The sequence below is a fragment of the Maribacter sp. UBA3344 genome (assembly GCF_002362375.1).
Classification (GTDB): domain Bacteria; phylum Bacteroidota; class Bacteroidia; order Flavobacteriales; family Flavobacteriaceae; genus Maribacter; species Maribacter dokdonensis.
In genome coordinates this window covers 104,051-118,253 of sequence record NZ_DERI01000028.1, presented here as the reverse complement: position 1 = coordinate 118,253, position 14,203 = coordinate 104,051, and the positions used below count along the sequence as shown (strand labels likewise).

Below are 14,203 nucleotides of genomic sequence, written 5' to 3'. Positions count from 1 at the left end.
AGGGTGTTTTTCTGATGTTTTCACTGAATTGTGAAAGGGAGAAAATATGTTTTTACCAAAGTTTAATCTTCAGCCAGTAGATCGCCAATTTTATGATGTGCTAGAGGTTTGGTCAAATGCTTTTTAACAATAGCATATTCTTTTCCCCTTTCGGAATCTATAGAATCTATAGATGAGCTCAATATGTAAATTTTACAATGATTTACGAGTGTTTCCGGTAGTTTTAAATATTCATCTAAAAATTCAAAACCGTTCATTCCCGGCATTTTAATATCCAGAAATATAACATCTGGAAATGCTTGAGGATTATCAATTACCCCATTCAAGTGCGTTAAAGCTTCTTGCCCAGAGGTCATAGTGGTAATTTGAGAAATATTATCCTCTTTAGAGATAACGGCTTTATTAATGAAGTTATCTACGTCAGAATCGTCAATCAACAAAATATTAATATCCTTGCTCATATTATAATTTACCTGATTCATTTGGTATTGTTATCGTAAACGTTGAACCTTGTCCTATTTTAGATGTTACGTCTATTGTTCCTTTTAATTTTGCGATTACCTCTTTAACAATAAACAGCCCAATACCAGAACCCATTACTTTAGAGGATACCCTATAAAACATTTCAAAAATTCTTTCTAATTCAACATCTTCAATACCAACACCGTTGTCTTTTACAACTAAGATAGCTTCTTTTTTAGATGTCTTTACATTTATATGTATATAAGGTGATTCTTTATTAAGATCATGATACTTGATAGCATTTGAAATAAAGTTATTCAATAAAACCGAAACTCTCTTACTATCAGATACAAATTGTTCTTTATCATCTATATTAATATCAATTTTAATTTTTTTACTGTTTTCTAAGTACCAGAAACTTTCAAGTGATTGTTCAATTAATGTATTAAAATTAATGGGTTCAAGATCAATATTTTTGTGTTTGTTTCTTGAGTATTCAATAATATCTTTGATAAAACTATCCAGTCTTTCTATTGAAATCTCCATCATATCTATATGCTGATATAACTTTGGATCTACCCCTTCCATTTTAATTAGTTGTATTAAGCCCAATACAGAAGATAATGGAGCTCTCAATTCATGTGAAGCACTGTATACAAAGCTATCTAGTTCTGAGTTGGTCTTTTGGAGTTCATTAAACTGTGATGCTAAGATTTCAGCGGTTTCTTTTCTTTTTGTTTCATCATTTATGGTGACCAAAACTCTTGTTTGATCTTTTATCTTTAAATATTCTTTAGAAACCAATACAGTTTTTTCCTGTCCGTTTTTAAGTGTAATTCTAAATTCTTCGTTGGTTACTTTTCCTTTTTCTTGAAGCTGGTTTATTGTTTGGTGTCTTTTCTCAGTATAGTGTTCATTAAGAAAAACAACTCCTGAATCCATTATTTTTTTATTTATCAGGTTTTCTTTTGATACGTTCAATATATTACAAACAGTAGTGTTTGCCTCTATTACTATTTCTTCTTCATCTAAAATGAGCATACCAATAAACTTATTTTCAAAAGCCTTGGCAAATTTCTCTTGACTTTCTTTAAGGGCTTCTTCCGCAAGTACATTTTTGGTAATATCCATAGCAGTACCTCTATATATTATTGGGTTACCAGAATCATCAAAAACTACTTCTGATGAGGCCAAAAAATATTTGAACGTATCATTTTTTAATTTTGATCGGTATATGTTTGGAGAATGGTGTTGTTCGCCTGGTTTGGATGATAAAATGTTATCCATTAGATACAAATCTTCATAATATATAGTTTTCCTAACTAAGTCTACGGTCATTTTAGTACTTGGATCTATTTCATGTATGGCATACATTTCATTTGACCATTCTACAATATCACCAGACATATCCCAATGCCAATACCCAATATTACCAATACGTATTGCGGCGTTCATTCTATTTTGCAGTTTTAATATCTCAAAATCAGCTTCTTTCTGTTTTGTGATATCTAAAATGGTCCCACGAATGTTGATAGCCCTATTGTTAGCATCCCTTTCTACTTCAATTTCTACCATTAAGTGCTTAATAGATCCATCTTTTATGATGATTCTATAGGAAAAGGTATGTGTTATTTTTTCTTTTAAAATTTGCCTTACATTCTTTCTATGCATTTCTAGATCATCTGGATGTATCAGACTTTCTAATAATGGTATATCTATGATAACATCTTGTTCTAAATCATATATATTATACATCAATGGGGAGCAAATAAATACTTTAGATTCCATGTCAAAATCCCAATATCCAATTTTACCTATTCTTATGGCAGCATCCATTTTGCTTTGTAGAGCAAGAATTTCTTTTTGAGTTTTTTTACGTTCTGTGAGATCAAATCCTATGGCACCTATAGCAATTGGCTGGTTGGTTGTTTTATCCTTAATGGAAAAACCAGAAAATTCTAAAGGGGTAGGTATATTGGTTTTAAAGTTTTTTAGGGGAACTTCACCGGTCCATAGTCCCTTTTCCCTAATGGTTGGCAAATGTTCATTTGCTATGACATCTCTATAGTCATCTTCAAAAAAATCATATATAGTACCGTTTTTTAGGTCAACATCTTTAGGTAGGTTCACTAATTTTTTTCCAGCATCATTTAAAAATAATGGTTTACCTTCTAAAGTTGCCAAACCTATAAAACCAGGACTGTTTTCTATTATAGAGATAAGTTGTTGCTTTTCTTCATCTGCTTTTTTTCTATGGGTGATATCTCTAAAAAATACAGATAGACCGTTTGAAGATGGGTATAGATGATTTTCAACCCATCTGTCCACACTTTCATGATATTGCTCAAAATGTGTATATACTTGCCTGGTCATAGCTCCCATGAAGATGGCATAAGCTTCGGAATTTTTAAAGGTGGGAAATTCGTCCCAAAGATTTTTACCGATCATTTCCTTGGCATCCATACCAACCACTTTGGCAGCCTTTGCATTAATATCCATAAAATTCCAATTGGCATCGAAGCTTACGTATGCATCAGAAATACGTTCAGTAAATTGTTTATACCTTTTTTCACTTGCTGCAATGGCCAAGTTTGCATTCTTAGAATCTGTTTGATCAATATAAATGCTAAGACTATATTTTTCACCTAAGTATTCATAGGGTTCAATGGATGTTATTAGGTGTAGGTTTTTACCATTTTTAGAGGTAAACTCAACTTCAATCTTATCAATTCTATCAGAATTAATAAAGGCATTGTATAAAGTATTTTCTTCTTTCGTTTTTTCTAGGGCAATTAAATTAAGGTCTTGAATTGTTTTCCCTTTTATTTCTTCTAATGAATAACCGATCAAGTTGAGAAAATAACAATTGGCATCTACAATTTTTTTGTGCTGATTTTTAATAACCATACCCACGAACGGATTGTTATAGGCTTTACTGAATTTTGCCAAATTTTCTTGGGCTGTTAGCTCAAGTTGTTTTCTTTGGGTAATATCCCTAACTATGCTCAAAATAGTGGAGTTACTCAACTTTTTGGCACTGACTTCACCATAGAATAGTGTTCCGTCTTTTTTTAGTAATTTACTTTCTGTACGTAGCGTTTGCCCTTCAAGTATTCTTGTGTAGGTCAAAGGCATATTTAGAGACTCATCTTTTAGTGATAGATCAGCAAGGTTTTTGTTCAATAGTTCTTTCTCACTATAACCGAACATTTTTATACCGTACGGGTTGGCATCTAACACATTTCCATTAAAATCATTTAAAAAAATACCGTCAGAGGCCTCATTGATCAATTGTTTATATCGCTTTTTACTTTCTTTTAAAAGTGCTGTTTTTTCATCTACCAATCTTTCAAGTTTAGCAGGTTGCCGCATTAAAAACCAAGAAAGTAAGCCACAAACAGAAGCAAGTAAAAAGCCTAGAATAGAAAAAAGAATTGCGGTAGCGTATGATTCTGTCTTATTTGAATATACATATAGTTTCCACTCCCCTTGGCTAGTGGTTAGTGGTAATGTAGTAATTCCGTCTTTGTAAATATTTTTAGAAACATAAAAGGTTTCTTCAGAGTTGTCAGAATTTATTTTTACAAGTTCATATGAAAAATCAGACTTACCTATAGAGTCTAATTTTACCGCATTTACTACGGTAGATAAACGTACTACAGCTGCAACAAAACCATTAAAGTCTCCATTTTTATATAATGGTCTTCTACCTATGATACCTGATCCACCTTGTCTTAAATAAATAGGACCGGCAGTATAGTAATCTTTTCTTTCTAAGGTGGTTATGGCGCCATATTTATTATCAGGATCGTCCAAGATATTTAATCCAATAACATCATTGTTTTTAAGTGGATAAACGTGTGTTATTATACCTTTCTCATTTACCAATTCTAATGCGTCAAGAGCCTTGTTACTATTTAGAAGTAATTGGGCTACACTATCAAAATTTTCTGGAATACCATATTGATCAACAATAAATGCTAGAGTTTGTGTAGCATTGTAGCTTTGACCTAGAACGTTCTGTAAATCAACTTTTAAATTTGATACCCGTTGTTCAATCTCTTGCTGATCTGTCTTTTGGTCTAATTGATATTTTTGATACGCAATAAATTGTGTAATAACCAGAACCAGTATAAATGATAAAAAGCCATAAAATAAAGGGCTTTTTAAAATTTTACGATTTTCTGGAACAGACATTTTTATTGATATGAGTTAATTGATCTAGCTTATTATTTTAGATTTTAAGGATATTGATTTAACCATAGTGGTAATTACGAAGTTATAAAAGTCTTGCCTATTATGATGTTTTTTCTGATACTTTTGTAAGATTAAACTTGGTGTATAAAACACATTTAATAATTGATATTGAAAGCAATACAGTTTTTTAAAAATTGCATGATACGTACCAAAGTGCTATAGTTCTCTTTTGTTAAACGTAACACCTTTACACAATGGAATTTTAGAATTACCTATAAAATACAGCAATTATCTTAAACATTAGTTGGATATTTATTTCTTTTTATGAGTTAATTACGAGCTATAATTATAGTTAGTTTGGAATTTAAGGAGAATTAAACTGCTCCATATGGTGTAGTTATAATTGTGCATAAAATAGGGTTAAAAGGGGAAGGCGAGTAGCGTTGTATAGCTTTTAGGTATCTTAATTTTAGATGTAGAACAAACAACTGAAATGTTTTACAAATCAAATTATATGCTTTCCGTCCGTGTTTTATAATAATCGAAAAAACAAATGATATTAAAATAGGTGTTATGGGCTGTAAATTATGACGTTTACTGGTCTAGAATTGTTATTTTTATCTCAAAACAAATTAAATGCTAGAGCTTGCAGGAATTATAATTTTAGGAATACTTGCTCAATGGGTAGCATGGCGCTTAAAACTGCCTGCAATTTTACCTTTGATACTTATAGGATTGATTGTGGGGCCTTTGTCCACACTATATACCGAAGATGGATCTAAAATAATTGAACCAATTTGGAACGGTGATAAAGGACTTTTTCCTGGTGAGGGACTATACTATTTTGTATCACTCGCCATAAGTATTATTTTATTTGAGGGCGGACTTACCTTAAAGCGCTCAGAAATAAAGAACATTGGACCGGTAATTACTAAACTGATTACACTGGGTAGTTTAACCACCTTTTTTGGGGCTGCATTGGCCGCATACTTTCTTTTTGGATTGTCATGGCAACTTTGTTTCCTTTTTTCGGCATTGATCATTGTTACGGGACCTACTGTAATAACCCCTATTTTAAGAAATATTCCGCTTAAAAAAGATGTATCTGCAATTTTAAAATGGGAAGGAATTCTTATAGATCCTATTGGAGCCTTGGCCGCGGTATTGGTATATGAATTTATAAGTGTGGGTGAAGGCCAGGCATACACGGTGACGGCATTAATAGAGTTTGGAAAAATTCTGTTATTTGGTTTTACCTTCGGGTTTACTTTTGCACATGCACTTACATTTTTGATCAAAAAGAACTTTATACCACATTATCTTTTAAACGTAGTGTCCTTATCTGTGGTACTCGGTGTTTTTGTAATGTCCGATGTTTTTGCACATGAATCTGGTTTATTGGCAGTAGTTGTTATGGGTATGGTCATGGGAAATACAGATTTACCCAACATTAAGGAGTTGCTGTACTTTAAAGAGTCTTTAAGTATTCTTTTAATATCCATATTATTCATTTTATTGGCTGCAAATATTGATATTGCCGATTTAGAATTGATATTCACCTGGAAGACCATAGCCCTTTTCTTATCAATAGTACTTATTATAAGGCCTCTTGGGGTATTTTTAAGTTCAATAGGATCTAATTTAAAATTCAACGAAAAACTTTTTATTAGCTGGGTAGGTCCTAGGGGTATTGTAGCTGCAGGTATTGCCTCATTATTTGGATCAAAACTTTTATCTAAGGGCGAAGCTGGCGCAGAATATATTACACCCTTGGTATTTATGATTGTTTTGGGTACCGTTTTGTTAAACGCAACTACGGCCCGTGTATTCGCTAAATTAATAGGAGTCTTTTTAAATAAATCTGAAGGTATTTTGATTTTGGGTGCCTCTAAGGTTTCACGTTTAATTGGTGATTATTTACATAAAAACGATAGGCATGTGGTTTTAATTGACAATAATCAATCCAATATTGATAAGGCCACCAAACTAGGTTTAGAAGCTATATCTGCAAACATATATTCTGATAATTTGACAGATAATATAGAACTCAATGACATTGGCTATTTAATGGCCTTGACCCCCAATTCGGATATCAACAAATACGCAATCAACAAATTTCAAGATGCCTTTGGTGAAAATGGATCCTTTAGATTGGTAGATGCCGATGAAATGTCTGACCCGGAAAACAACCCTAAAGAAGGGTTGTTCTCGCATACCGATGACTTTATTAAGTTGACCGAAGCTGCTAGAAAATTCCCTGCGATACATGAAATAGAACTTCATGATACAGAGCATTATGAAGGGTTAATTGAAATTACCAAGGCCGATGCCGATATTGTACCGTTATTTCTTTTAGATCCAGACGGCGACATACATATTATCACTGCATTCAGTAAGGACTTTACAGATATACAAAAAGGTTATAAATTGGCATATTTGGGTAAAATGTTCCCTAATGAGGATCCTGATATGGAAGCTCAATCGGAAACCGATGAGTTATAATGGGTTTACTGTTTTAAATAATGCCCCTTTTTTGGTATTGTGAGAACTACAACGCGTTAAAAAAAAATATAGCCTATCTCAATATCCAGAGATAGGCTATTATAATTGTAAGATTAATTAATTACTAATCGTTTAGTTTTAATACGGCCATAAATGCTTCTTGTGGTATTTCAACATTACCCACTTGGCGCATACGCTTTTTACCTTTCTTCTGCTTTTCTAGAAGCTTTCTTTTACGAGAGATATCTCCACCATAACATTTAGCGGTTACGTCTTTACGTAAGGCCTTGATCGTTTCTCTCGAAATAATCTTTGAGCCAATTGCTGCTTGAATAGGAATATCAAACTGTTGTCTTGGTATTAGCTCCTTTAATTTTTCGCACATCTTTTTACCAATTGTGGTAGCACTATCAAAATGTATTAGAGCGGACAATGCATCTACGGTTTGCGAATTCAAAAGAATATCTACACGAACCAGTTTAGATTCACGCATACCTATTGGTGTATAATCAAAAGAAGCATATCCTTTTGACACTGTTTTAAGGCGGTCATAGAAATCAAATACTATTTCTGCCAAAGGCATATCAAAATTAAGTTCAACACGTTCCGTTGTCAAATAGGTTTGGTTGGTAATCTGCCCTCTTTTTTCAATACAAAGAGACATAACATTACCCACAAAATCAGACTTGGTAATAATGGTTGCTTTAATATATGGTTCTTCTACACGATCTATGGTAGATGGATCTGGTAGATCGCTTGGGTTGTTTACAATTAACGGAACTTCTGGGTCTTTTCTAGTAAACGCGTGGTAGCTAACGTTTGGTACCGTAGTAATTACGGTCATATCAAACTCACGTTCCAAACGCTCTTGAATAATCTCCATGTGCAGCATTCCTAAGAATCCACAACGAAAACCAAATCCAAGTGCAGCACTACTCTCAGCCGCAAATACTAAAGAAGCATCGTTAAGTTGTAATTTCTCCATTGAAGAACGTAGCTCCTCAAAATCTTCGGTGTCTACAGGATATATACCTGCAAATACCATTGGTTTTACATCTTCAAAACCACCTATAGCATTTTTTGTTGGGTTTGCAGAGTCTGTAATGGTATCACCAACCTTTACTTCACGGGCATCTTTTATACCTGTAATCAAGTATCCTACATCACCAGTGTTTATTTCCTTTTTTGGGTGCTGGGTCAATTTTAAGGTACCTACCTCATCTGCAAAGTAACTTTTATCCGTAGCAACGAACTTTATTTTTTGTCCTTTTTTAATAGAACCGTTAACGACCCTAAAGTAAGTTTCTACCCCTCTGAACGGATTGTAAACAGAATCGAACACCAAAGCTTGCAAGGCTTCATCAGAATTGCCTTTAGGGGCAGGAATTCTTTCAATGATGGCACTTAAAATTTCTTCTATACCAATGCCCGTTTTTGCAGAGGCGGGTATAACCTCTTCTGCCTTACAACCTAATAGGTCAACAATATCATCGGTAACCTCTTCTGGGTTGGCACTCGGTAAATCTACTTTATTCAATACCGGTATTATCTCAAGATCGTTCTCTAGTGCAAGGTATAAGTTAGAAATAGTTTGTGCCTGTATACTTTGTGCAGCATCTACTACTAACAATGCGCCTTCACAAGCTGCTATAGATCTAGAAACTTCATAAGAGAAATCTACGTGACCAGGGGTATCTATTAAGTTCAGTATATATTTTTCGCCTTTATAGATATAATCCATCTGTATGGCGTGGCTTTTTATGGTAATACCACGTTCTCTTTCAAGATCCATACTATCTAGTAGCTGTTCCTTTTTTTCTCGATCGGTAACAGATCCCGTATATTCCAATAACCTATCTGCCAAGGTACTTTTACCGTGGTCAATATGTGCAATAATGCAGAAGTTTCTAATGTTTTTCATAGCGGAAACAGTAATATTGATGCTTTTTATACCATAAATTATACTCGGTACAAAAGAGCAATTGCAAATATAATCTAATTTATAGCGCTAAACTTTAGTGGGCTTACCTATTTATTTATTGTATTTATAACTTTGTATTACATATATTGTAAAGAATTACGACAATATTATATTTAGATTTGACAAAAAACCCCAAATTTCTGTTGAAACCTCTACTTGTTATTTTTTGTTTTGCCCTAGGTTTTTCACACGTTTCATACGGGCAAGGCTTTGAACTTAGCGGAGAAGTAAAAGACCAATACCAAGAACCCGTTGCTTTTGCTTCTGTTTTTCTACTAACGGTTACAGATTCAACCTTGTTAACAGGTACATCTGCAGATGAAAACGGAGCGTTTTTGTTCTCTAATATTGCAGAAGGTCTATATTTTTTAAAAGCATCTTATATAGGTCAGGTTTCTGAGAATTTGCCTTTGGAAATTTTGAAGGATACTAAAATTGGCGCATTAATTTTAGAACAAGAAGCTGAGCAATTGAACGAGGTAACCGTTACCAGTAATAAGCCCGTAGTCAAAAGAGAAGTAGATCGTATTGTTTTTAATGTAGAGAATACCGTAATCTCTCAGAATAGTTCATGGGATATTCTTAGGCAAACGCCCGGAGTACTTATGATGAATGATGAACTTAAAGTAAGAAACCAGGCTACTACCGTTTATATTAATGATAGAAAAGTTCAATTATCTTCAGATGAAGTCAAAAGTCTTTTAGAAAACTACCAAGGCGAGAATATTAAATCTGTTGAAGTAATACATAATCCACCGGCTAGTTATGATGCCGAGGGGGGATCTATTTTAAATATTATTACCAGTAAAAATGTATCTATTGGTTATAAGGGAAATGTCAATGCCGGTTATACGCAAGGTGTTTTTCCCAAATATAATTTTGGTACCTCTCACTTTTACAAAACCAAAAGGTTAAACGTAAACGCCAGTTATAATTATGCACCCAAAAAGGAGTATAAAAACACGTTGAACAATACTAATTTTATGGGCGATAGTGGTATTGTTTCTGTTTGGGATACAGATTTTGACCAAGTAATACGTAGCAATACACATAGTGCAGGTTTAGTAATAGATTATGATTTTAACGATAAAAATGTACTAAGTTTTACAAGTAATGCCCTTATACAACCTAAGAGAGATGCAGATTTCTTTCAGGAAACTACCATTAAAGATGCATCTGGTGTTTTGGATTCCCTATTTACCACAAATAGCTTTTTAAGTGAAAGAAAGAACAATATTTCTGGTGACCTTACTTTTAAACATCAATTTAAGGATCAGGGTAATTTGACCGTAAACGCACATTACACGAATTTTGATTTAGATAGAAATCAGGATGTCAATTCAGACTACTTTGAACCCAATGGATCATTTATTCGCGATTTTAACTTTTCTACACTTGCCGATCAACAAATAGAAATTAAAACCGCTCAAATAGATTACAACGATTACCTGGGCAGTGTCTTTTTTGAGACAGGAATCAAAAGTTCTTTTATAGACTCTAAAAGTAAACTAGATTATTTTTTGGAGAATAATGGCACCGAGTTTATTCCAAATTTATCCGATGATTACACGTACGATGAAAGTGTGTATGCTGGTTATTTTAGCCTTTCTAAAGACTGGGAAAAATGGAGTGTAAAAACAGGATTACGTGCAGAACAAACAGAAAGTTCTGGGGTATCTGTAAATGTATCGACTATCAATGATCTTAGTTATTTTGAACTTTTTCCTTCTTTCTACCTATTACATAACATTAATGACAATCACAGCTTATCTTTTGATTATGCTAGAAAAGTACAACGCCCTAGGTATGAAGATTTAAACCCCTTTAGAACCTATATCAATGAACGTACTTTTGAAGAAGGTAATCCTAATCTAATGCCTAGTTTTGGTCATAACTTTAATTTGAATTATACACTGAATCAGGAATATTATTTTGATTTCTATTATCGAGATAATGGTAGGTATATCTCTACACTTACTTTTCAAGACAATGATAATTTCGTTTTAAGGGATATCACACAGAATGTATTGGAAAGTACTTCGTATGGGATTGATTTTACCTATGGAAAATCCATTACCAACAATTGGTATTTGTATAGTTACATTTCACTGTTTCATGAAGATGAAACATTCATAGCCCTACAAAGCGATGATTACTCTTTTAAGAATGAGTATAATGGGGCCTATATAGACTTAACCAATTACGTAACGCTTTCCAACGATGGTAGTTTTAAGGGGGAATTAGGTTTTGTATATTTATCAGGCTGGTTGCAGGGTTCTTATATTCAAGAAGAATCCACAAATTTAACAGTAGGTTTAAGAAAGTCTTTTTTCAATAATAGAGCGGTTTTAAGTGTAAGTGCCAATGACTTATTAGGTAATTACAATTCTTATGTTTCTTCGCAGTATCTGAATCAAGACAACAGATTTCTAACCGTTCCTGAAACCCAATATGTAAAGTTCGGCTTTACCTACAATTTTGGAAATTTCCGTTTAGAGGACAATCAAAGAAGCATAGACAAATTAGAACTGGACAGATTGGAATAAGATAAAATGTTAACTATCAACATCTTATTGTTTTGTTAAGAAAATATTAAGAGTACTGTAAGATAATTCAATTTTACTTTCCTACATTTAGTTAGAATTCCGCTTATTAAATGATTAGGAGTACTTATTTAACGGTTATATTTTTTTTTACGTTTTCTTTAGCGTTTGCACAAGATTTTACCATCAACGGTTCGGTCGTAGACGAGAACAATACACCCGTTGTTTTGGCCAATGTAATCTTGATGAGTGAAGAAGGTGAATTCATTAAAGGTACGGTTACCAATGATCAAGGAGACTACAGGATTCATTCCATAGCAAAGGGTAATTATAGAATTGTTGCCAGTTATATAGCCAATACTGTTGAAAGTGATTTGTTAGTAGTAACAAGTAATATTGAGATGCCACCACTTGTTCTTCAAAGCGCTCAAGAATTAGATGAGGTCGTAGTAACCCAGAACAAACCAAAATTAGAACAATTGTCAGATCGCCATATTTTCAACGTTGAAAACACGGCAATTTCCGATGGTGATATTTGGGATGTTTTAAAGCGTACACCAGGCGTTATGGTAATGAATAATCGCTTGTATGTAAATGGTAGCGCTAATGTAAATATTATGATCAATGGTAAGCTGGTCAACTTACCGGAAGAGGATATTATTAATTTACTTAGCGGTAGTTCTGCAAGTAATGTACAATCTATAGAAGTAATTACGAGTCCGCCGGCAAAATATAGTGCAGAGGGTGGTTTGTTAATTGATATTAAAATGAAGAAAAACCTTGTTGCAGGGTATAATGGTGCTGTTTTTAACAGATATACGCAAGGTGTTTTACCAAAACATACAGTAGGTACAGATCACTTTTTTAAAGGTAAAAGAGTAGATTTTTCAACGAACTACAGTTTTAGTCATGATAGGGATTGGACCAGATATTCTGATGCTACCACGTTTTTTGAAGACGGACAAGAAAATGAGATTTGGACTGCAGAGCAAAAATCTATATCTAAAGGAAAAAGTCATAATCTAAATCTGTTTTTAGATATTGAATTAAATGAAAAAAATGCGCTAAGCTTTTCTTCTACCTCAAGTTTATCACCCGATAACAATACAATATATACCTCATCAACCGATATTGAAAGTACCAATGCAGATATAATAGCGCGTTTAAAAGGTCTTAATACATTAGGTGATGATACCTATAACACGTCTAATTATTTAGATTGGGTACATAAGTTGGATGATAAAGGGGCAGAAATAGCAACAAACGCCCACTTAACCTATTATGATTCTAAGGATAATCAAGAATTAAATAATGACATTGTAGAAGGTTTTACCGAGAATACTTCTGAGAATACCTTAAATATAAGTTCAGACCAGATTATAAACCTTTTCAGCGCCCAAACAGACCTAACATTACCGTTATCAAAACAGTCTACTTTAGAGACAGGCTTAAAATTTGCAAATATAAACTCAGAGTCAAGTATTCTACAGTCTGGGTTTGATGAAACCATTACCAACATTAACCCTTCAGAATCTGGAATTTTTAATTACGACGAACAAATTTATGCAGGTTACGTAAGCCTTAGCAACAGTTGGGAAAAATGGAAAGTAAATGTAGGTCTTAGAGCAGAATATACAGACACAAAGGGAGAATTAAATATTTTATCATCAGCAAACACAAATTCTTATTTTGATGTATTTCCAAACTTGTCTATGTCCTATACGAAAGACAAAAATGCTTTCATGGTTAAATATTACAGGCGAATTACCCGACCTAGATATAGCAGCATTAACCCTTTTCAATATTATTTATCTGCAAACTCTATTTTTGAGGGAAACCCTAATTTAAAACCAGCTTATCGCAGCTATATAGAAGTTGATTATGTGTATGATAAAGACTATAAGTTTGCGTTATTTACGAGTATAAAATCGGACCAACAGGTACAACAATTTATACAAGACAATACGACCAATTTTCTAATAGCGCAGTATATAAATTTAGAAACCAATTATAATTTTGGTGCAGATGCTAGCGTATCTAAATATTTTACCTCGTATTGGTATTTTTATTTTTTAGTGAGCCAATATTACAATCAGAATAAATTTGTTGATGTAACTACCAACGCTATTATTGACAACTCTACTTGGACCACATACCTACGAGCTAATAATTATTTTACATTATTAAAAGATGAATCATTGTATGCGGACATGGCATTCACTTATATTTCGCCATACGTACAAGGTAATGCCAGTTTTAGAGCCTATAGTAAATTGGGTATAAATTTCAGAAAGACATTTTGGAACAAAGATGCTAGCATTTCAATAGGTGTAGAAGATATTTTTAATAAGGGAAATATTTATTCTACAAGAAACTATCTTGAACAAAATAATTCTACAAGTACTAGACGCGAAAATCGACTGTTTGTATTGGGTTTTAGGTACAAATTTGGTAACACGAAAATTAGAGATAACTCTAAGAGTAAAAGCACAGATGAAAATAATCGATTATAGATTTG

6 protein-coding genes are annotated in these 14,203 nt (G+C 33.2%); 3 read left to right on the top strand and 3 right to left on the bottom strand.

The genetic code is table 11. The features are described from left to right. Positions 1-62 precede the first annotated feature (62 nt). Together B2Z27_RS17190 and B2Z27_RS17185 are read right to left on the bottom strand one after the other, a co-directional pair. Positions 63-482, bottom strand: a complete 420-nt coding sequence (locus B2Z27_RS17190; RefSeq protein WP_099190569.1) for a response regulator — start codon at positions 480-482, stop codon at positions 63-65. Next, positions 463-4,659: a PAS domain S-box protein gene (locus tag B2Z27_RS17185; RefSeq protein WP_286814594.1), complete on the bottom strand. Its 4,197-nt coding sequence runs from the start codon at positions 4,657-4,659 to the stop codon at positions 463-465. Before B2Z27_RS17185 ends, B2Z27_RS17190 begins: the two co-directional genes overlap by 20 nt. 636 nt (positions 4,660-5,295) lie before the next feature. On the opposite strand from B2Z27_RS17185, the gene B2Z27_RS17180 reads away from it, so the two are divergent. Further along, on the top strand, positions 5,296-7,161 hold the full coding sequence (locus tag B2Z27_RS17180; protein ID WP_286814592.1) for a cation:proton antiporter: 1,866 nt from the start codon (positions 5,296-5,298) through the stop codon (positions 7,159-7,161). Positions 7,162-7,285: 124 nt separating this feature from the next. On the opposite strand, the gene lepA is transcribed toward B2Z27_RS17180, so the two are convergent. Beyond that, a complete protein-coding gene (gene lepA / locus B2Z27_RS17175; RefSeq protein ID WP_058104607.1) occupies positions 7,286-9,082 on the bottom strand; it encodes a translation elongation factor 4 in 1,797 nt (598 codons plus the stop codon). 203 nt (positions 9,083-9,285) lie between these two features. On the opposite strand from lepA, the gene B2Z27_RS17170 reads away from it, so the two are divergent. Continuing rightward, positions 9,286-11,688 (top strand): outer membrane beta-barrel family protein, encoded by a 2,403-nt coding sequence (locus B2Z27_RS17170; protein ID WP_286814589.1) that lies wholly within the window; start codon positions 9,286-9,288, stop codon positions 11,686-11,688. Positions 11,689-11,798: 110 nt separating this feature from the next. Continuing rightward, complete coding sequence (locus B2Z27_RS17165) at positions 11,799-14,198, top strand: TonB-dependent receptor (protein ID WP_286814588.1); 2,400 nt, start codon at positions 11,799-11,801, stop codon at positions 14,196-14,198. The last annotated feature ends 5 nt before the right edge of the window (positions 14,199-14,203 follow it).

Coding starts and splice junctions, on each gene's coding strand:
- B2Z27_RS17190 (WP_099190569.1), bottom strand. CDS start 482: ATGAATCAGGTAAATTATAATATGAGCAAGGATATTAATATTTTGTTG.
- B2Z27_RS17185 (WP_286814594.1), bottom strand. CDS start 4,659: ATGTCTGTTCCAGAAAATCGTAAAATTTTAAAAAGCCCTTTATTTTAT.
- B2Z27_RS17180 (WP_286814592.1), top strand. CDS start 5,296: ATGCTAGAGCTTGCAGGAATTATAATTTTAGGAATACTTGCTCAATGG.
- lepA (WP_058104607.1), bottom strand. CDS start 9,082: ATGAAAAACATTAGAAACTTCTGCATTATTGCACATATTGACCACGGT.
- B2Z27_RS17165 (WP_286814588.1), top strand. CDS start 11,799: ATGATTAGGAGTACTTATTTAACGGTTATATTTTTTTTTACGTTTTCT.